This is a genomic window from Aeromicrobium sp., assembly GCF_049587115.1.
GTDB lineage: Bacteria > Actinomycetota > Actinomycetes > Propionibacteriales > Nocardioidaceae > Aeromicrobium.
Genome location: NZ_JBAVDI010000066.1, coordinates 22,935 through 43,314 on the forward strand (window position 1 = coordinate 22,935; position 20,380 = coordinate 43,314).

Consider the following 20,380-nt stretch of genomic DNA (forward strand, 5'->3'; position numbering starts at 1 on the left):
GACAGAGATGCTCGTCTCAGGAGAGGCAATGTGGGCCCAGCAACTCTTTCAGGTCAGCAATCAATGAGGAGGACTGTGCCACACGCAGACTGTCCGGAAGTCGCAGGACCTTCGTCGAGCCGTTGCCGATCAGTCGCAGATGCACCTCGGAGACCCCCGGATGGGCGGCCAGGACCTGTTTGAACGTGCCGATGGTGTCGGTCGTGCAGCGGGCCACCGGCAGGCTGACCACCAGCGGACGATCGGGTGCGCCGGTTCCCATCGCTGGCAGCGTGACCTCGAGCGCGTTGAGCTCGAGCCCGTCGTCCTTGCGGCGCACCCGACCCTTGATCATGACGATCGTGTCGGGAATCAGCACCGGCATCGCAAGCTGGTAGGCCCCGGGGAAGACCATGACCTCGATCCCGCCCTCGAGGTCCTCGATCGTGATCGACGCCCAGCTGTCGCCCTTCTTGCTCATGCGTCGCTGGACACCCGTGATGAGTCCGCAGATGCGAGCCGTGCTGCCGTCGGGACGGTCGGCATCGGTCAGCAGCTCGCCAACCGTGCAGTCACTGCTCGCGCGCAGCACATGCTCAAGACCCTGCAGCGGATGGTCCGACACGTAGAGGCCGAGCATGTCGCGCTCGAACGCCAGCAGCTGCGTCTTCTCCCACTCCGGCATCGTCAGCGGCACCTCGACCTTGCCACCGGTGAACGCGTCGCTGGCTCCTCCGAACAGCGAGTCCTGACCGATGGCCGCCTGCCGTTTGAGATCGATGTAGAGATCGACACCCTCTTCGGCGACCGTCGTCAGGGCCCGGCGGCGATGGCCCAACGAGTCGAAGGCGCCTGCCTTGATCAAGGAGTCGAGCACACGCTTGTTGCAGACCAACGTGGGGACCTTGTCGAGGAAGTCGTTGAAGTCGGCGTAGGGACCCTGTCCACCGCCTGGCTGCGCGGTCCTACCCTCCACGATGCCGGCGACCACATTTTCACCGATGTTGCGAATCGCCCCGAGGCCGAAGCGAATGTCGGCTCCGACCGACGCGAAGTTGGACACGGACTCGTTGACATCGGGCGGCAGCACCTTGATGCCCATCCGGCGGCACTCATTGAGATAGATCGCGGACTTGTCCTTGTCACCGCGGGTGCTGGTCAGCAGTGCGGCCATGTACTCGGCCGGGTAGTTGGCCTTGAGATAGGCGGTCCAGTAGGAGATGACGCCGTACGCCGCGGAGTGCGCCTTGTTGAACGCGTAGTCAGAGAACGGCAGCAGGATGTCCCACAGCGTCGTGATCGCCTTCTGGGAGTAGCCGCGCTCGAGCATGCCGGCCTGGAAGCCGGCATATTGCTCGTCGAGCTCGGACTTCTTCTTCTTGCCCATCGCGCGACGCAGGCTGTCGGCCTGGCCGAGGGAGAACCCGGCGAGCACCTGGGCGATCTCCATGACCTGCTCCTGGTAGACGATCAGGCCGTAGGTCTCCCCCAGGACGGCCTCCAGGGGCTTCTCGAGCTCGGGGTGGATCGGGTCGATCGGCTCGCGACCGTTCTTGCGTCGGGCGTACTTGTTGTGCGAGTCGGCACCCATCGGGCCCGGTCTGTAGAGCGCGCCGACAGCGGAGATGTCCTCGAACTTGTCCGGCCTCATGCTGCGCAGCAGGGCTCGCATCGGTCCACCGTCGAGCTGGAACACCCCCAGGGTCTCGCCGCGCGCCAGCAGGTCGTAGGTGGCGGGATCATCGAAGGTCAGGTCCTCCAGGACCAGCTCGATGTCGCGGTTGCGCTTGATGTTGACCAAGGTGTCGTCCAGCACCGTGAGGTTTCGCAGACCCAGGAAGTCCATCTTGACCAGCCCGAGCGCCTCGCACATCGGGTAGTCGAACTGCGTGATGATCGCGCCATCCTGCTCGCGCTTCATGATCGGGACGATGTCGATCAGGGGATCGCTGGACATGATGACCCCGGCCGCGTGGACACCCCACTGCCGGATCTGCCCCTCGAGCCCCAGGGCGGTCTGGTAGATCTTGCGGACGTCGGCGTCCTCGTCGTGCATCTTGCGGAAGTCGGCCCCGTCGCCGTAGCGCCTGTCGTCCTTGTCGAAGAGTCCCTTGAGCGTGACGCCCTTGCCCATGACGTCAGCGGGCAGCGCCTTGGTGATGCGCTCGCCGTGCGTGAACGGGTAGTCCATGACACGAGCAGCGTCCTTGATCGCGGCCTTGGACTTGAGCCGGCCGAAGGTCGCGATCATGGCGACCCGCTCCTCGCCGTACTTGTTGCTGACGTAGCGAATGACCTCGCCCCGCCGACGCTCGTCGAAGTCGATGTCGAAGTCGGGCATCGACATGCGTTCGGGATTGAGGAATCGCTCGAAGATCAAGCCGTGGGTCAGGGGGCACAGGTCGGTGATGCGCAGGGCGTACGCCGCGATCGACCCGGCGCCCGACCCTCGACCGGGCCCGACCCGGATGCCGTTGTCCTTGGCCCAGTTGATGAAGTCTGCGACCACGAGGTAGTAGCCGCAGTAGCCCTTGGCCCGGACGACGCCGAGCTCCATCTCGGTGCGAGCCCGGACCTCGGGGGTCAGCGCCTCACCCGGATACCGGGACTCGACGCCCCGCCAGACCTCCTTGGTGAACCAGGAGTCCTCGGACTCGCCCGGGGGCACGTCGGCGCGAGCCATGTAGCCGCCGTTGGACTCGGCGAACTCGACCTCGCAACGCTCGGCGATCAGCAACGTGTTGTCACAGGCCGCCTTCAGGTCGAAGCGGTCCTCCCACAGGTCACGCATCTCCTTGGCCGACTTGATGTAGAAGTCGTTGGAGTCGAACTTGAACCGGTTGGGATCGGTCATGGTGCTGCCGGACTGCACGCACAGCAGCGCCGAGTGCGCCTCGGCATCCTCGGGCGCGGTGTAGTGCGAGTCGTTGGTCGCGATCGGCGGCAGGTCGAGGTCCTTCATCAGGCGCAGCAGTCCATCGCGGACCTGGGTCTCGATGGCCAGCCCGTGGTCCATCAGCTCGAGGAAGAAGTTGTCCTTGCCGAAGATGTCCTGGAACTCGGCCGCGGCCGCGCGTGCCTTCTCGTAGTTGCCGATGCGCAGCCAGGTCTGGATCTCGCCCGAAGGGCATCCGGTCGTGGCGATGAGCCCCTTGCCGAAGCGTTGCAACAGATCGCGGTCGGCGCGCGGCTTGCGATACTGGCCCTCGAGGCTCGCATAGGACCCGATCCGGAAGAGATTGTGCATGCCCTCGGTGGTCTCCGAGAGCAGCGTCATGTGCGTGTAGGCGCCGCGACCAGCCACGTCGGCATCCTTGGCGCCCTTGTTCCACTGCACGGCCTTCTTTTCGGTGCGCGGGATGTTGGGGGTGAGATAGGCCTCCATGCCGATGATCGGCTTGACGCCGTGTGCCCTGGCCTTGCGGTAGAAGTCGAAAGCGCCGTGCAGGTTGCCGTGATCGGTCATCGCAATGGCCGGCATGCCCAGCGCGGACGTCCGGTCGAAGAGCCCGTCGAGCAGGGCCGCCCCATCGAGCATCGAGTACTCCGTGTGCACGTGCAGGTGCACGAATGGCGAGTCGCTCGACATCGAAAAATGGCCTCCTCGGCACGATCTGGGGGGAAGGACCTCAGCCTAGTCGAGGGCTCAGACGCAGCGAACCAAGCAACCCCGTGTCGCCATCGTCCCGGGCCGAAACCGTGCCACTTCGGTCCCGACTGGCCCATCGGCACCACGATCGGCTGTACTGGGCACATGACCTCATCGACCGACGACGGCGACCGACAGAAGTTCACCACGGTCGAGCAGTACCTCGAGGCCGCGCTCTTCGACGTGGAGCCCCGGTTGGCCCAGACACGCCGCGTGATCCGCGAGACGATTCCGGACGCCGACGAGACGATCAGCCACAACATTCCCACCTACACGCAGGACGGTGTGGTCGTGGTCCAGTTCGCAGGCCATGCCGACCACACCTCGCTCAACTTCTTTCCCACCGCGGCCACGTTCGCCCACTTCGGCGAGGAGCTCGGAACGTACCGGACGAGCAAGTCCGCGGTGCGATTCCCGGTGGACCAGCCGCTTCCGGTCGACCTGATCGCGGCGATCACGCGGTTTCGCGCCGGGGAGGCCGCCGAGTACGCCGCCCGCAAACGCTCGGGAAGGTAGTCGCTCAGACCTGCCGGTAGGTGCTGAGGAAGTTACCGAGCCGCTGGATCGCTTCGGCCAGGTCCCGCGCCCACGGGAGAGTCACGATGCGCAGGTGGTCCGGCTCCGGCCAGTTGAACCCGGTGCCCTGGGTCAGCAGGATCTTCTCCTGCAGGAGCAGGTCCAGCACGAGCTGCTGATCGTCCTTGATCGGGTGCACCTCGGGATCGAGCCGCGGGAAGGCGTACAGGGCGCCCCGCGGTGTCACCACGCTGACGCCGGGGATCTTGCGAAGCTCGGTGACCGCAGTGTCACGCTGCTCCAGCAGCCGTCCGCCGGGCAGGATCAGCTCCTTGATCGACTGGTAGCCCCCCAGGGCCACCTGGATGGCGTTCTGCGCAGGCACGTTGGGGCACAGCCGCATCGAGGCCAGCAGGGTGATGCCCTCGAGGTAGTCACCCGCGCGGTCCAGCGGGCCGGTCACCACCAGCCAGCCAGCGCGATAGCCACACACGCGATAGGCCTTGGACAGCCCGTTGAAGGTCAGGGTGAGGACGTCCGGCGCGACGCTCGCCATCGGGATGTGCACCGCGTCGTCGTACAGGATCTTGTCGTAGATCTCGTCAGCCATCAGCACCAGATCGTGCTTGCGGGCAAGATCAGCGATCCCGGCGAGGGTCTCGCGAGAGTAGACCGCTCCGGTCGGGTTGTTGGGGTTGATCACCACGATGACCCGCGTGCGGTCGGTGATCTTGGCCTCCAGATCCTCCAGATCCGGGTTCCAGCCACTCTTCTCGTCGCAGCGGTAGTGCACCGGGACTCCTCCGGCGAGGTTAGTCACGGCAGTCCACAGCGGGTAGTCCGGGATCGGAACGAGGACCTCGTCGCCGTTGTTCAGCAGTGCTTGCAAGGCGATCTGGATCAGCTCGGAGACCCCGTTGCCGATCCAGACGTCATCGATGTCGATCGTGGGGAAGCCGTCCTGGAGCTGGTAGTGGTGCACGACGGCCCGCCGGGCTGACTGGATCCCCCGGGAGTCGGAGTAACCCGCTGAGCCCGGCAGCGCCGCGATGACATCCTGGAGGATCTCGGCCGGGGCATCGAAGCCGAACGGCTGCGGATTGCCGATGTTGAGCTTGAGGATGCGGTGCCCCTCGGCCTCCAGGGCGGCCGCTCGAGCGCTGACGGGACCACGGATGTCGTACAGGACATCCCTCAGCTTCTCGGACTGGCGCACGACAGAACTCATGTGCTCATTGTCCACGACATCCCACGGCCGCTGCCCTTCCCCACCCATCCAGACGGGTGTGGCGTTAGCGGGTGGTACGGGTGCCCGGCCCTCCGCGGAGTCAACCTCGGCGGGGGAGCTGAGTCAGTCGAGCGCGCGAATGACCTCGAGAGCCTGGGTCAGGTCATCTGGGTAGTCGGAGTCGAACTCGACGTACGAGCCGGTCCGCGGGTGGATGAAACCCAGCTTCTTGGCGTGCAGCCACTGCCGGTCGAGACCGACCTTCGTGGCCAGGGTTGGATCGGCTCCGTACATCAGGTCGCCTACGCACGGGTGGTGCAGCGCACTCATGTGGACACGAATCTGGTGCGTGCGCCCGGTCTCGAGCTTGATCGTCAGCAGGCTCGCGTAGTGGTGCGCCTCAAGCGTGTCGTAGTGCGTGACGCTGTCGCGCCCACCGTCCTTGACGGTGAACTTGAAGTCATGCTTGGGGTGGCGCGCGATCGGAGCATCGATCGTGCCCATGTGTGGATCGGGGTGGCCCTGCACCAGCGCGTGGTAGGTCTTGTCGACCGTCCGGTCGCGGAACGCCTGCTTGAGGACCGTGTACGCGTGCTCGGACTTGGCGACCGCCATCAGCCCACTGGTACCCACATCGAGCCGGTGCACGATCCCGCGTCGCTCAGGCGCTCCCGAGGTCGATATTCGGATGCCGGCACCGGCCAGATGATCCAGCACGGTCGGGCCGTACCAGCCGACGCTGGGATGCGCGGCGACACCGACCGGCTTGTCCACCACGACGAAGTCTTCGTCCTGGAACACGATGCGCATGCCCTCGACCTCTGTCGCCACCACCGCAACACGTCGCGGTGCGGGGATCGAGGCTTCGAGGATCGAACCCGGCGTCACCCGGTCGGACTTCGCCGGGGGCTCGCCGTCCAGCATCACCAGCCCGTCGGCCACCAGCTCGCTGGCGCGCGTGCGGGACAGGCCCAGGAGCCGAGCAAGCGCGCTGTCGACCCGTTCGCCAGCCAGCCCTTCGGGGACCTGAACCACCTTGTGCTCGAGCTCGGCGTCACCGGCAGTCATGTCTTCTTCTCCTGACGAGATCCGTCCAGCCCCACACCACGCCAGGTGCGCCACACGATCAGCACCGCGGCGAGCGTCAGGGCGACATCGGCAACGTTGCCCACGAACACCCCGTAGTCGATGAAGTCGACGACGTGGCCGCGCAGCGGCGCGGGTTCGCGAAAGATCCGATCGAGCAGATTGCCCGCTGCGCCGGCGAGCAGGAGCCCCAGGCCCACCGCCCACCCCTTGTCCCGCAGTTTGGGCGCGACTCGAACCACACCGATCGTGACAGCAACGGCGATCGCGGTGAGGACGATCGTGAATCCGGCGCCGGTGCCCAGCGCGGCACCACCGTTGCGCAGGAATGTCAGAGACAGCACCTGTGGAATCAGCTCGATCGACTCACGCCCCTGCAGCTTCTGGACGGCAAGCATCTTGCTGATTTGATCGACCAGAAGGGTCAGAGCTGCGACAACCGTGAACAGGCGGACGTAGGTGTGTGTGGCGGTCGGGCCGTGGTCGTCGCCACGGCTCAGCGACGCTCCTCGCGCTGCTCGCATCGCGCTAACCAGCAACCCTCGACACAGGTACGGTCACTCGCAGAGCGATCGTGGTTCGTGCGGGGTCGCTATCGGCAGGCATGTCGTCGCCAATCGTCGCACACCGTCGGTGACGAGCCGCCCGTGGAGGCGGACCCAGCCGGATCGTTGGAACATCCAGACCGTCGCCGCGCCGGGTCTGGCCAGCCGGCATCACCATCGGGCAGGTCAACCGGGACGCGCACACGATCGAGATCAGCGGGTCTAGTCTCCGATCACGGCAACGGCATCGATCTCGAGCCGGAAGTCCGGATGAACGAGTCCTGCCACCTGAACGAGGGTGCTGGCAGGCAGACGCGTGGGATCCAGGAAGCGATCTCTGACCATGCGTACGTCGCTGAGGTCAGCCATGTCACGCAGGTAGAACGTCAGCTTCACCACGTCTGCCCATGAGGCCCCCGCTGCCTGCAATGCCCTGGACAGGTTGCGGAAGACCTGATCCGCCTGCGCCTCGGCGCCCCCGTGCACGATCTCCCCATCTGCTTGGACGGGCACCTGCCCGGAGACATGGACGACCAGACCCGATGCCACGGTCACCTGGCTGTATCCGTTCGGTGGTGGTAGCCCATCCGGTCGGACATGGTGGGAGATCATCGAGTGCACCTAGGGTTCGGCTGACATTCGCCAGGCTCAGCGACGCTCTTCGCGCTGCTTGCAGGTCATGCACAAAGTCGCACGCGGGAACGCCATCAACCGATTCTTCCCGATCGCCTCGTTGCACACCTCGCACTGCCCGTAGCTGCCCTTCTCGAGCCGATCCAGTGCCTTCTCGGTCTGCATCAGCAGCTCACGCTGGTTGGCCGCGAGGGACATCTCCGCGTCGCGCTCCAGTCCCTTGGACCCCACATCGGCCTGATCGTTGCCGGCTCCATCCACCCCGTCACGCAGCAGATCCTGCAGCTCGCGGGCCGACTGATCCAGCTCGCCGCGCAGGCGGGTCGAGTCACCCTCCAGCTCGGCCCGCACCGCCTTGGTCTCGGCGGCGGTCCAGGGCTTCTCGTCAGCTCGCACCGCAAGCTTCGTGTTTGGCATGCGAGGGAGATTAGACCCCACGTGGGTCAAAGACAACTCGCACCGCCGCCGACTCGACGACGGTCACCCGTAGAATTGAGGGTGTGACTTCGCACGCGTCCTATCGCCCCGTTCCCGCCCATGTCGATCTGCCGGCATTGGAGCACCAGATCCTCGATCTGTGGGCCGAGCAGGGCACCTTCGCGGCCAGCCTGGACACCCCGGCCGACGCTCCCCGCTGGACCTTCTACGAGGGCCCGCCGACGGCGAACGGCACACCCGGCACTCACCACGTCGAGGCTCGAGTCTTCAAGGACGTGTTTCCGCGGTTCAAGACCATGCAGGGCTATCACGTCGACCGCAAGGCCGGCTGGGACTGTCACGGGCTTCCAGTCGAGATCGCGGTCGAGAAGGAGCTGGGCTTCAACGGCAAGCCCGACATCGAGGCGTACGGCATCGCAGCGTTCAACGACAAGTGCCGGGAAGCCGTCGTGCGCAACGTCGATCTGTTCGAGGAGATGACCCAGCGGATGGGCTACTGGGTCGACATGGCTCATCCGTACCGCACGATGGAGCCCTCCTACGTCGAGAGCGTCTGGTGGGCGCTGTCGACGATCTTCGACAAGGGCCTGCTGACCGAGGACTTCCGGGTCGCGCCCTACTGCCCGCGCTGTGGGACCACCCTGTCCGACCACGAGCTGGCCCAGGGCTACGAGACGATCACCGATCCTTCGGTCTACGTGCGGTTTCCCCTCACGTCGGGCCCCCACGCAGGCCGCGCATCGCTGCTGGTCTGGACCACGACACCGTGGACCTTGGTCTCGAACACCGCTGTCGCAGTCAACCCCGACGTCACCTACGTCCTGGCCACCAACGGCGAGGAGAACTTGATCGTCGCTGAACCGCTGCTCGCGCAGGCCCTCGGCGAGGGCTGGAGCGCGACGGGCGAGTCGTTCACCGGTCGCGAGATGGAGCGTTGGACCTACCAGCGGCCGTTCGAGCTCCTCGAGTTCCCGTCACCCGCACATATCGTGGTCCTCGGCGACTACGTGACGACGGACGACGGCACCGGCCTGGTGCACCAGTCCCCAGCGTTCGGCGCCGACGACATGGCGGTGTGCAAGGCGTACGACCTGCCGGTGGTCAACCCGATCACCGCCGACGGCCACTTCGAGGCCGACGTTCCGCTCGTCGGTGGCCAGTTCTTCAAGACGGCCGATCGGGCCCTGGCCGACGACCTCGCGGCCCGCGGACTGATGTTCAACGAGCTGGCCTACGAGCACTCCTACCCTCATTGCTGGCGCTGTCACACGCCGCTGATGTACTACGCCCTGCCGGCCTGGTACATCCGCACGACTGCGGTCAAGGACCGACTGCTTGCGGAGAACGAGGACACCAACTGGTTCCCCGAGACGATCAAGAATGGCCGGTTCGGCGATTGGCTCACCAACAACATCGACTGGTCACTGTCCCGCAGCCGCTACTGGGGCACGCCGTTGCCGATCTGGCGAAATGACGCCGAGCCGAGCCGGCTCGTGTGCATCGCGTCGCTCGCCGAGCTGTCCCAGCTGACCGGCCGCGACCTGAGCGAGCTCGATCCGCACCGTCCCTACATCGACGAGATCACCTTCACCAAGGACGGCGAGGCAGGAACGTACCGCCGGGTTCCCGATGTCATCGACGCGTGGTTCGACTCCGGTTCCATGCCGTTCGCTCAGTGGGGCTATCCGCACGCAGAAGGGTCCAAGGAGAAGTTCGAGCAGGCCTACCCTGCGCAGTACATCTGCGAGGCGATCGACCAGACCCGCGGCTGGTTCTACTCGCTCATGGCCGTCGGCACCCTGGTCTTCGATCAGAACTCGTACGAAAACGTCGTCTGCCTCGGTCACATCCTGGCCGAGGACGGCAAGAAGATGAGCAAGCACCTCGGCAACATCCTGTTGCCCATGCCGCTCATGGACGAGCACGGCGCCGACGCACTCCGCTGGTTCATGGCGTGCTCGGGATCGCCGTGGTCGCCCCGGCGCATCGGCCACACCGCCCTGAGCGAGATCGTGCGCAAGGTCCTGTTGACCTACTGGAACACGACGGCCTTCCACGTCCTGTACGCCGGCTCGGAGGGCTGGTCCCCCGAGTCCGGCGAGGTCCCACCTGTCGCCGAGCGCGAGGTGCTCGACCAGTGGCTGCTGTCCGAGCTGCACACACTCACCCGCGACGTCACGACGGCGCTCGAAGCCTTCGACACCCAGGCCGCGGGCGCACGGCTCGCACGCTTCATCGACGACATGTCGAACTGGTACGTCCGCCGCTCGCGGCGGCGGTTCTGGCGCGGCGACACCGCAGCCTTCGCCACCTTGCACGAGACGCTCGATCAGCTGACCAGACTGCTCGCTCCCCTCACGCCCTTCATCGCCGAACGGGTGTGGCAGGACGTCGTCGTGCCGGTCACCGAGGGCGCTGCCGCATCCGTGCACCTGGCTCCGTGGCCGGTCGCCGATGAATCCTTGATCGTCGCCGGCCTGGGCGAACGGGTCGACCTGGCCCGCCGCGTGACCGAGCTCGGCCGGGCCGCCCGCGCCGAAGCCAAGGTTCGCACCCGGCAGCCGTTGCGTCGCGCCCTGGTTCCCTCAGGCGCGTGGCAGCAGCTGGGCGAAGACCTGCGGGCCCAGGTGTGCGAGGAGCTCAACGTCGGCAGCCTGGAATCCATGGCAGATGCCGGTGGGGACCTGGTCGACCACTCGGCGAAGGCCAACTTCCGCAATCTCGGCAAGCGGTTCGGCAAGGGCACCCCGCAGGTCGCAGCGGCGATCGCGGCTGCCGACGCCACGAGCCTTGCACATGAACTGTCCGATCGCGGGGACACCACAGTCGACGTGGACGGGTCGCCGGTCGAGATCGGGCCGGACGACGTCATCATCTCCGAACGGCCCCGAGAGGGGTGGTCGGTCGTCAACGACCAGGGCGAGACGGTTGCGCTCGACCTCGAGCTCGACGATGCCCTGCGCATGGCCGGCCTGGCCCGCGAGGCCATCCGGGTCATCCAGGAGGCGCGCAAGGCTGCAGGACTGCAGATCAGCGATCGCATCACGCTCGCCTGGTCGGCTAGCGGTCCGATGGCCGAGGCGCTTCGCGCTCACGACGGACTGATCGCGGACGAGGTGCTGGCGACCACGATCACCGAGACCGAGGACGAGACACAGTCCGTGGACACCGATCTCGGCCTGGCCTTCTCCGTCGTCAGGGCCTGACCGCAGCCTGCTCGCTGCGTCAACGGTCGGGCCGGGCAATCAGAACGGCCCGCCTCCAGGTGGAGGCGGGCCGTTCTGGTTGCAGTTGCGTCAGCCGATGCTCAGTAGCTCTCGTCGTCGCCCAGCAGCGAGCGAAGACGGCGCGGGCCGGCCTCAGCGGGCGTCTGCACCGGCTGCGAACCGGTGCTGCTCTCATTGGCCGCGAGCTGGTCGAGCTGGCTCTGGAAGTAATTCTTGAGCCGGGCGCGGTACTCGCGCTCGTAGGCCCGCAGGTGTTCGACCTCGCGCTGGATCTCGTAGCGATCCCGCTCGATCGTCGCCACAGCCTGCTGGCGGCGCTCGTTGGTCTCCTCATCGAGCTTCTGTGCGCGGATGCGAGAGTCCGTCTCGAGCCGATCGGCCTTGCCACGCGCTTCGTTGGTCAGGCGCTCGGCCTTGGCGCGGGCTTCGCCCACGATCCGGTCGGCCTCTTCCTTGGCCGAGTCCATGAGCTGGTCGGCGTTGTTCGAGGCGATCTCCAGCAGACGAGCGGCAGCCGACGAGGCGTCGCCCATCGAAGCGCGGACCGGCTGCTGAGGGGCGGCCGCAGGCGCCTCCTCGACGGGCTCCGGCTCGGGTGCTGGCGGAGGTGTCTCCTGCTTCACAGGCTCCTGGACGGCCGGGGTGGGCGCGGCCTGCGAGGCCGGGGTGGCCGGCGAGACCGCAGGGATGAGTCCGGTGGGTTCACCGGTTGATGCGGCAGCTACCTTGGCGCGAAGTTCTTCGTTCTCGACCGTCAGGCGTTCGAGCTCGGCCTCGACCTCGTCGAGGAACTGATCCACTTCGCCCATGTCATAGCCCTCGCGGAGACGGACTGGCGTAAACCGTTTGTTACGCACGTCCTCTGGCGTCAGTGGCATGAGTACACCTCGGGGTTGGAGTTGGTCCTGGGACTTTGAGACTCCACCGTACTCTGCCGACGAAGCCTTTTGCCACGGGACTCCCGAACGCCAGGAGTGTCGCAGATCACTCTTGGCAGACTCTCAGAAGAAGATCGACTGGACGATGGCGCGCAGGATGTATATGCCGATCAGCAGGACCATCGGCGACAGATCGAGCATGACCCCGCCGAGCCGCAGGGGTGGGATCACACGGCGCACGGCCCGCAGCGGAGGATCGGTCAACGAGTACAGCACTTCGCACAGAACGAGCACGAGCCCTCGCGGTCGCCAGTTGCGAGCCAGCATCTGCACCCAGTCCAGGATGAACCGGGCGATCAGAACGATGATGGCGAGCAGCAGGATGAGGTCGAGAATGCCGCCAACCAGCTCCATGGATCAGCTCTGGTTGAAGAAGCCGCCGGCAGCGATGCGCTGCTTGTCCTCGTCCGTCACCGAGATGTTCTCGGGCGACAACAGGAAGACCTTGGCGGTGACACGATTGATCGATCCGTGAACGGCGAACACGAGGCCCGCCGCGAAATCGACCAGCCGCTTGGCGTCGTCGTCGTCGATCTCGGAAAGGTTCATGATGACCGGCACACCCGAGCGGTAGTGCTCGCCAACAGTCCGAGCATCGTTGTACGTCCGAGGGGTCACGGTCTCGATGCGCGCGAGGTCGGCGGCGTTGGACGCGCGGCGCTCAGGACGGCGCTCGGGTCGACGGTGGTCGTCGATGCTCGCGACCGGAGCCGGGCGCACCACTGCGGGCTGCCGGCCCACGGGGGTGGGGTCATCGAGGTCGTCCTCGAAGTCGTCGTCGAAGTCAGCCTGTTCGACGAGACCGAGGTATTCGCCGACCTTCCGCATTGCGCCAGCCATGAGAACTCCGTCGTGTGCGTGTGGGTTGTGACAGGACTGAGATTACCCCGCCGGAGGACGCTCACCGAGTATCGAACGCCCGATCCGCAGGTGTGTCGCGCCAGCTTCGACCGCTGCCTCGAAGTCACCGCTCATCCCGGCTGAGACGATCGTCGCCGCCGGGTGCCTGCCACGCAGGTCGTGCGACAGCTGCACGAGGTGCGCGAAGTGCGGAGCCGGGTCCTCGCCGAGCGGCGCCACCGTCATCAGACCACCGAGCTCGAGGTGTGCGGAGTCGGCGATGGCTGAGGCGACGTCGGCTATGCCGGCAGGGACGACGCCAGATCTGCCGGGGTCCGTCGCAGCGAAGTCGACCTGGACCAGACAGGTCAGGACGCGGCCGGCCGCCTCGGCACCACGGCTCAGGGAGTGCGCGAGCTTGGCCCGGTCGACACTGTGGACGACATCGGCGTACCGCGCGACCGCCCCGGCCTTGTTGGTCTGCAGTCCTCCGAGGAAGTGCCAGCGCGGCATCGGTTCGGCAGCGTCGGGATGCCCGGCCCGCAGCTCCTCCAGCTTCAGCCCTGCCTCGGGGTGGCGGTTCTCCCCCACGTCGGTGACGCCAAGCTCTGTCAGCAGCTCGACATCGGAGGCGGGGTAGGTCTTGGTCACCACGATCAGCGTGATCTCCGAGCGCTCGCGTCCGGCGGACTCGCAGGCCGACTCGATGCGCCGTTCGGTCTCGGCAAGTCCCGCCGCGATCTCGTCGCGCCGACTCATCGAACCACCACCACGGCCCCGAACCGACCGGAGTCCTGTCCCTGCCGCCGGTACGAGAAGAAGCGCTCGTCCTCGATCGTGCACAACCCGGCGCCGAGATCGGTGGCGGTGACACCCAGCGCGTGCAGCTGGGCCAGGACGCCGGCCCCGATGTCCACGGCGGGGGTGCCCCACGAGGTCGTCGACCGGGCCGATGGCACGATCGCCGCAACCGTGTCTGCCATCTGTTCGGGGAGCTCATAGCACTGACCGCAGGCTCGCGGACCGACCCAGGCCCGGAGCGACTCGGCTCCGCGCTCACGCAGTGCGGCGACCGCCGCCGGGACAACTCCCTTGATCAAGCCCTCCCGGCCACAGTGGACGACCCCGGCCATGGGCTGGTCGAGGCCGACCAGGACGATCGGCACGCAGTCCGCGACCCGCACCAACAGACCCACGCCGGGTTGATCGGTCAGCAGTGCATCGACCTGCGGGATCTCGTCCGCGGCCACCTCGTCGGTCCACACGACATCCGCGCCGTGCACCTGGGTCATCCGGACCAACCGGTCGACACCGATCTCGTCGGCCAGGCGGGCCAGGTTGAGCAGCACCAACCCAGGATCATCACCGTTGGACGTGCCGAGATTGAGCGATGCCCATGGGCCGTCGCTCAGCCCGCCGTCCCGGTCGGTGAAGACCAGCTCGACCCGATCGACCGTCTCCCGGTGCAGCAACTCAGCGGAGGAAGTCGGGCACGTCGAGGTCGTCGCCGTAGTCCGTGGGCATCGGGTCCGCCGGGACCGTCACGTTGCTGGCGCCGTCCGCTGCCCGCCTCGGTCCGTCCAGGTGTGGATCGGGCTCGAGGAAGCTCTGGGCGGTTGCCGGCACGGAAGCCACCGACGCGGCTGGCTTCTCGACCTCCTTGAGCAGCGCGGGTTTGGTCGCGTCGCGCAGCATCGGCTCTCCACCGTCGAAGCCAGCGGCGATGACCGTCACGCGCACCTCGTCACCAAGGGCGTCGTCGATGACCGCGCCGAAGATGATGTTGGCGTCGGGGTGCACCGCGTCAGCCACCAGACCGGCTGCCTCGTTGATCTCGAACAGGCCGAGGTCCGAACCACCGGCGATCGACAGCAGCACACCACGTGCGCCCTCGATCGAGGCCTCGAGCAGGGGGCTCGACACGGCACTCTCGGCTGCGACCGCGGCGCGATGTTCGCCACGCGCAGAGCCGATGCCCATCAGCGCTGATCCGGCATCCGACATGACTGACTTGACGTCGGCGAAGTCGAGGTTGATCAAGCCCGGCGTCGTGATGAGGTCGGTGATGCCCGAGACGCCCGAGTGCAGGACCTGATCGGCCTGGCGGAACGAATCGAGCAGGCTGACGTTCGGATCGCTGATCGACAGCAGCCGGTCGTTGGGGATCACGATGAGGGTGTCCACCTCGTCGCGCAGCGCCTGGATGCCCGCATCGGCCTGGCCCGAGCGGTTGCGGCCCTCGAACTTGAAGGGCCGGGTCACGACACCGATCGTCAGCGCGCCCAGCGAACGAGCGATCCGGGCCACGACGGGGGCGCCGCCGGTGCCCGTGCCGCCACCCTCGCCTGCCGTCACGAAGACCATGTCGGCGCCCTTGATGGCTGCCTCGATCTCCTCGGCATGGTCCTCTGCTGCGCGCTTGCCGATCTCGGGATTGGCTCCTGCACCAAGTCCCCTCGTGGAATCACGCCCCACATCGAGCTTGACGTCTGCATCGCTCATCAGGAGCGCCTGCGCATCGGTGTTGATCGCAATGAACTCGACACCCTTGAGCCCCACCTCGATCATGCGGTTGACGGCATTGACGCCGCCACCGCCGATGCCGACGACCTTGATCACGGCGAGGTAATTCTGAACCGCCATCGTGTGTCCCTTCCGGGGATTTGGAAACTCTAACCCTGAGGTGGAGATTTATAGTTATGTCAACCTATGACTTTCGACAAACGGTACGCGCGCGGACCAGGCATCCCGGTCCGACACGCCGCGTGTCGCGGTCAACTACCGCCGAGTCGTCGGCTGGTCGGGCGCGCTGACGTCGTAGCGTGCCGCGTCGATGCGCAGGAGAGCCCGCAGGACGCTGAGCTTGTGGCTGGCATCGGTTCCACTCCCCCACACCACCGTGCGCCCCTTGGTCAGATCCAATTCGATCGAGTCCTTGCTTGCGGCGCTGATCCCTTGCATCGCCTTGCGCAGCGCAGGGGCGTCGGAGTCGATGACCTCGACGACCCGTGCGACGGCCTCCAGGGTCTGCTGACGTTGCCGCGCACCTGTCGCCGTGACGGTCGCCTCGAGCAGGCCCTTGGGCGCCTTGCGGTAGGTCCGGAAGTCGATGCCGTCACGGTCCACGCCCCGGATCGCGCCCCTGAGGGAGATCCAGGCGATCGGCCGGCGCTCGATCACCGTGATCCGCACCGTGTGGAGCCAGGACCGAGAGACCCTGACGGTACGGACCCGCTCCATCGCGGCCACCCGGGCCTCGATCGCCGCCACGTCGATGCGAGCGAGTGGCTGGCCGATGCGCACATCGGCCGTGCGGCGAACGACGGCCTCGGGAAGTGAGGACTCCCCATCCACCGCGACCCGGTGCACCGACAAGACGCTCGAGAACATCACGATCCACACCAACGTCGCCGTCCCTGCCAAGGCAAGGAGGGCGATCGCGGCCTGCTTCCAGCGGCGCTGCCGCAGCGCTGCGGCACGGGCAGCGAAGGGCTGGCCGCTCACCCGCGCTCCTGCAGCCCAGCGAGCACGGCCGGGCCGACCGTCGTGATGTCGCCGGCACCGAGGGTCAGCAGGAGGTCGCCCGCCCGCAGCTCGGACAGCAACACCTGCGCCAGACCGTCCACGGGTCCACCAGCGGAGGCCGGGGGTCCGTCCACCGCGTCGACGATCAGTGCGGCGGTGACGGTGGGATCGGCGTCCTCGCGGGCGAGGTAGATGTCAGCCACGACGACGCGGTCGGCAGCCGACAGCGCCTCGCCCATCTCGACCCCGTACAAACGGGTCCGGCTCACGAGGTGCGGCTGGTAGGCGACGACGAGCCGGTCGCCCGCAGCGATCGCCCGGGCCGCAGCGAGGTCCGCGCGGATCTCGGTCGGATGATGGGCGTACGAGTCGTAGACCCGCACCTCGGCAGCACTGCCGAGCAGCTGCATGCGCCGATCGGCACCGGTGTACGCCGCGAGCCCCGCCACGAGAAGGTCGACGTGGTGTCCGTCCAGCAGCCCTGCTCCCAGGGCCAGCAGGGCATCCTTGGCATAGTGCGCTCCCGGCACCGCTAGGTGCACTGGGCCGAGGTCGACGCCGTGCAGGGAAGCCGAGAAGGTCGAGGTGGAACCTTCGATGACCAGGTCGCGCCCCTGCAGATCGGCTTCTTCGTCGAAGCCGACACGCAACACTTCGAGCTCGCGTTCGCGTGCCGGCCCGATCAGCGCCCGGGCGCCCTCGTCATCGACGTCCAGGACGAGGAACCCACCGATGGAGGCCACGAACTCGTCGAATGCCGCCGCGTACGCCTCGATCGTGCCGTAGTTGTCCAGGTGGTCTGCGTCGACATTGGTGACGATCGCACCCTCGGGCGAGTAGTGCAGGAACGCGCCATCACTCTCGTCCGCCTCGGCAACGAACAGGTCGCCGCGTCCGAGCCGCGCATTGACGCCGAGGCTGGCGACCTGCGCCCCGATCGCGAAGGACGGCTTGGCTCCGGCGGCGATCAGCGCGCACGTCAGCATCGCGGTCGTGGTGGTCTTGCCATGGGTGCCGGCGACGGCGATCGTGCGCCGGTCTGCCATCAGGGCACGCATCCCCGCGGACCGCGGCCACAGGCGCAGGCCGAGACGCTGGGCCTCGACGATCTCGGCGTTGTCCTCGCGCACCGCGGTCGAGGCGATCACGGTCTGGATGCCTTCGAGGTGCGCGGCATCGTGACCGATGAAGCAGGTGATGCCCTCGGCACGCAACGCTTGGACGACGGCAGAATCAGCCGTGTCGCTGCCGCTGACCGCTAACCCCTGCTGCGACATGATCCGGGCGATCGCCGAGAGTCCGGCACCGCCGATGCCGACGAAGTGCACCGCGCCGAGGTCCCGAGCCGGTGGCACGTGGTCGGGAAACGGAATCCTCACGACCGGACCGCCTTCCGGACCATGTCGGCGAGCAGCTCGTCAGCGTTGCGCGGGACCAACCCGGCGGCCGCCTTCGACATCGCGGCGAGCCGCCCCGGGTGACAGACCAACGGGATCACGACATTGTCGATCCACGCCGGGGTGAGAGCCGCATCGTCGATCAGCAGCGCTCCCCCCGCCTGGACGACGGCGTGTGCGTTGTGGGCCTGTTCGCCGTTGCCTATCGGCAACGGGACGAATGCGGCCGGCAGCCCGACCGCCGCTGCCTCGGTCACCGTGTTCGCCCCAGCCCGGCAGACGATCAGGTCGGCCGCGGCGTAGGCCAGGTCCATCCGGTCGATGTACGGGACCACGACATAAGCAGGATCGCCCGCACGCGGATGGACCGTCACCTCGTCGGGTCGCCCGGCGGCATGCAGCACCTGGACTCCTGCCTCGGCAAGATCTCGCGCCGCCGCGGAGAGAGTCTGGTTGATCCGGCGGGCGCCCTGGGACCCACCGGTGATCAGCAAGGTCGGTCGGTCGGCTGCCAGCCCGAAGTGGGCCAGGGCCTCGGATCGCAGGGCTGCACGATCCAGGCCCGAGATCTCGCGCCTGATCGGCAGACCGATGTAGCGGGCGTGTCGCAGCTCCGTGTCGGGAAAGCTCGTGGCGACGTGCTCGGTGAAGCGGGCGCCGAGCTTGTTGGCGATTCCGGGGATTGCGTTGCCCTCGTGCACGACGAGTGGGATGTGCCGGCGACGCGCCACGAGATAGGCAGGCACCGAGACGTAGCCCCCGAAGCCGACGATCACGTCAGGTCGGACGCGATCGACGACCTCATTGGTCGCCCGCACAGCGGCTCGGAGCTTCGTCGGAACCTGGACCATTGCCTTGCCCGGTCGGCGCGGCAAGGGGACCGGAGGGACGAGCTCGAGCTGGAAGCCGGCCTGCGGGATCAGGGTCACTTCGAGGCCCCGAGGCGTGCCGAGGCACGTGATCTCGACCCCGGACTCGCTCAGCACTGCTGCGGTGGCCAGCAGCGGCGACGTGTGCCCTGCGGTCCCTCCGCCAGCAAGTAACGCTCGCACCGTCAGCTCCTCCGTGACAGCCGGCCCCGTGCGCGGCTGGCGCGGCCCGCCGCGAGTGCGCGCCGGGCTCCGGGTTCGGTCTTGGCACAGTTGATCAGGACGCCCAGTGCGACAAGGGTCACCAGCAGACTCGAGCCGCCGTACGAGATCAGTGGCAGCGGCAGGCCGATGACCGGGAGCAGGCCCAGCACCATCCCGATGTTGATGACGGCCTGCACCATGAGCCAGATCGTGATTCCAGCCGCGGTGTACCGGACGAACGGGTCCCTCGTGCGGCTCGCGATGCGGATCCCTGCGAAGGCCAGCACGACGAACAGGATCAGCACCACGAACGTGCCCAGCAGCCCGAGCTCTTCGCCGATGACCGCAAGGATGAAGTCGGTGTGCGCCTCCGGCAACGAGCCCCACTTCTGTCGGCTGCCACCCAGGCCCACGCCCCAGAAACCACCCCTGGCCAGCGCCATGCTCGCGTGGATCGACTGGAACCCTGCATTGTCGGGGTCAGCCAGTGGATTGGTGAAGTTGAGCAGCCGCGCGACGCGGTGCGGTGCAGTCGCGACGAAGAACACCAGCACGACGAAGATGCCCGCGACGACCGCGCTCATCTGCTTGGCGGGCAGGCCCGCCACCCACAGCATGCCGACGATCAGTGCGAACAGCACCAGCGCCGTGCCGAGGTCGTGCTGGGCCACGACGAGCGCAGCGACGGCGCCGGCGATCGGCACCATCGGCGTCAGCACGTAGCGCGGAGTGCCGAGGTGCTTCTGCCGGCGCGCGTACAGATCCGCGATCCACAGCACCACCGCGAGCTTGGCGAACTCCGACGGCTGGAGCTGGAAACCTCCCGGCAGTGCGAGCCAGTTGCGGTTGCCGTTGACGTCGACGCCGATGACGAACGTCGCGACGATCAGCGCCACCGACATCAGCAGGAACGGAAGGATCAGCCTGCGCAGCAGCGTCAGCGGGATCCGTGCGGCGACGAACGCACCGAGAAGCCCCAGCACCGCAAAGAACAGCTGGCGCTCGACGATCGCGAACGAGTTGTCATAGTTTGTCAGCGCAAACACCGAGCTCGCGCTCAGGACCATGATCAGCCCCAGCCCGAGCAGCAGCGCGGTCGTCCCGAGCACCAGCTGGTAGGACGCGAGTGGGCGCTCGAGCGTGCGGCGGGCAGCTTCCACGATCGCCGGCGAGCGGCGCTCGTCGGTCGTCGTCATGTCGCGCTCCGGGTCATCGGGCCACAGCACGCAATCTCCGACGTGCAGGTCGCACCATGGTTAGCTCGCTTGTGGCGGGTGCTCCACGTCATCGGTCGTCCTCTGCCTCG

Annotated in this window: 18 protein-coding genes; 2 read left to right on the forward strand and 16 right to left on the reverse strand. The window is 67.1% G+C overall.

The annotated features are described in order from the left end of the window. Window positions 1-16 precede the first annotated feature (16 nt). Entirely contained in the window at window positions 17-3,568 is a 3,552-nt protein-coding gene (dnaE, locus tag WB461_RS06740; RefSeq protein WP_423851958.1) for a DNA polymerase III subunit alpha, read from the reverse strand. A gap of 165 nt (window positions 3,569-3,733) precedes the next feature. On the opposite strand from dnaE, the gene WB461_RS06745 reads away from it, so the two are divergent. Then, window positions 3,734-4,144 (forward strand): iron chaperone, encoded by a 411-nt coding sequence (locus tag WB461_RS06745; RefSeq protein WP_423851959.1) that lies wholly within the window; start codon window positions 3,734-3,736, stop codon window positions 4,142-4,144. Window positions 4,145-4,148: 4 nt separating this feature from the next. On the opposite strand, the gene WB461_RS06750 is transcribed toward WB461_RS06745, so the two are convergent. The 5 genes from WB461_RS06750 to WB461_RS06770 form a co-directional block, all read right to left on the reverse strand. Then, complete coding sequence (locus WB461_RS06750; protein ID WP_423851960.1) at window positions 4,149-5,372, reverse strand: pyridoxal phosphate-dependent aminotransferase; 1,224 nt, start codon at window positions 5,370-5,372, stop codon at window positions 4,149-4,151. A gap of 123 nt (window positions 5,373-5,495) precedes the next feature. Beyond that, entirely contained in the window at window positions 5,496-6,440 is a 945-nt protein-coding gene (locus tag WB461_RS06755; RefSeq protein WP_423851961.1) for an RluA family pseudouridine synthase, read from the reverse strand. Then, a complete protein-coding gene (locus WB461_RS06760) occupies window positions 6,437-6,982 on the reverse strand; it encodes a signal peptidase II (protein WP_423851962.1) in 546 nt (181 codons plus the stop codon). Before WB461_RS06760 ends, WB461_RS06755 begins: the two co-directional genes overlap by 4 nt. A gap of 243 nt (window positions 6,983-7,225) precedes the next feature. Beyond that, entirely contained in the window at window positions 7,226-7,615 is a 390-nt protein-coding gene (locus tag WB461_RS06765; RefSeq protein ID WP_423851963.1) for a RidA family protein, read from the reverse strand. Window positions 7,616-7,651: 36 nt separating this feature from the next. Further along, window positions 7,652-8,053, reverse strand: a complete 402-nt coding sequence (locus WB461_RS06770; RefSeq protein ID WP_423851964.1) for a TraR/DksA family transcriptional regulator — start codon at window positions 8,051-8,053, stop codon at window positions 7,652-7,654. An 83-nt stretch (window positions 8,054-8,136) separates the two neighbouring features. Here WB461_RS06770 and ileS point away from each other — a divergent pair, with 83 nt between their 5' ends. After that, window positions 8,137-11,280, forward strand: coding sequence for an isoleucine--tRNA ligase (gene ileS / locus WB461_RS06775; RefSeq protein WP_423851965.1), 3,144 nt, complete (start codon window positions 8,137-8,139; stop codon window positions 11,278-11,280). A 101-nt stretch (window positions 11,281-11,381) separates the two neighbouring features. Here ileS and WB461_RS06780 read toward each other — a convergent pair whose 3' ends face one another. The 10 genes from WB461_RS06780 to ftsW form a co-directional block, all read right to left on the reverse strand. Next, complete coding sequence (locus WB461_RS06780; RefSeq protein WP_423851966.1) at window positions 11,382-12,179, reverse strand: DivIVA domain-containing protein; 798 nt, start codon at window positions 12,177-12,179, stop codon at window positions 11,382-11,384. Window positions 12,180-12,302: 123 nt separating this feature from the next. Then, entirely contained in the window at window positions 12,303-12,593 is a 291-nt protein-coding gene (locus WB461_RS06785) for a YggT family protein (RefSeq protein ID WP_423851967.1), read from the reverse strand. A gap of 3 nt (window positions 12,594-12,596) precedes the next feature. Continuing rightward, the gene (locus WB461_RS06790) at window positions 12,597-13,079 is read right to left on the reverse strand and encodes a cell division protein SepF (RefSeq protein WP_423851968.1); all 483 of its coding nucleotides are present in this window, start codon (window positions 13,077-13,079) and stop codon (window positions 12,597-12,599) included. A 42-nt stretch (window positions 13,080-13,121) separates the two neighbouring features. Next, on the reverse strand, window positions 13,122-13,838 hold the full coding sequence (locus tag WB461_RS06795; protein WP_423851969.1) for a YggS family pyridoxal phosphate-dependent enzyme: 717 nt from the start codon (window positions 13,836-13,838) through the stop codon (window positions 13,122-13,124). Beyond that, window positions 13,835-14,551, reverse strand: a complete 717-nt coding sequence (locus WB461_RS06800) for a polyphenol oxidase family protein (protein ID WP_423851970.1) — start codon at window positions 14,549-14,551, stop codon at window positions 13,835-13,837. Before WB461_RS06800 ends, WB461_RS06795 begins: the two co-directional genes overlap by 4 nt. Before the next feature lies 1 nt (window position 14,552). Continuing rightward, window positions 14,553-15,722: a cell division protein FtsZ gene (ftsZ, locus tag WB461_RS06805; RefSeq protein ID WP_423851971.1), complete on the reverse strand. Its 1,170-nt coding sequence runs from the start codon at window positions 15,720-15,722 to the stop codon at window positions 14,553-14,555. A 135-nt stretch (window positions 15,723-15,857) separates the two neighbouring features. Further along, window positions 15,858-16,583 carry a cell division protein FtsQ/DivIB gene (locus tag WB461_RS06810; protein WP_423851972.1) on the reverse strand — a complete coding sequence of 242 codons (726 nt, stop codon included), beginning with the start codon at window positions 16,581-16,583 and terminating at the stop codon, window positions 15,858-15,860. Further along, window positions 16,580-17,983 carry a UDP-N-acetylmuramate--L-alanine ligase gene (gene murC, locus WB461_RS06815; protein WP_423851973.1) on the reverse strand — a complete coding sequence of 468 codons (1,404 nt, stop codon included), beginning with the start codon at window positions 17,981-17,983 and terminating at the stop codon, window positions 16,580-16,582. Before murC ends, WB461_RS06810 begins: the two co-directional genes overlap by 4 nt. After that, a complete protein-coding gene (gene murG / locus WB461_RS06820; RefSeq protein ID WP_423851974.1) occupies window positions 17,980-19,053 on the reverse strand; it encodes an undecaprenyldiphospho-muramoylpentapeptide beta-N-acetylglucosaminyltransferase in 1,074 nt (357 codons plus the stop codon). Before murG ends, murC begins: the two co-directional genes overlap by 4 nt. A gap of 2 nt (window positions 19,054-19,055) precedes the next feature. Beyond that, window positions 19,056-20,300: a putative lipid II flippase FtsW gene (ftsW, locus tag WB461_RS06825; RefSeq protein WP_423851975.1), complete on the reverse strand. Its 1,245-nt coding sequence runs from the start codon at window positions 20,298-20,300 to the stop codon at window positions 19,056-19,058. Between the last annotated feature and the right edge of the window lie 80 nt (window positions 20,301-20,380).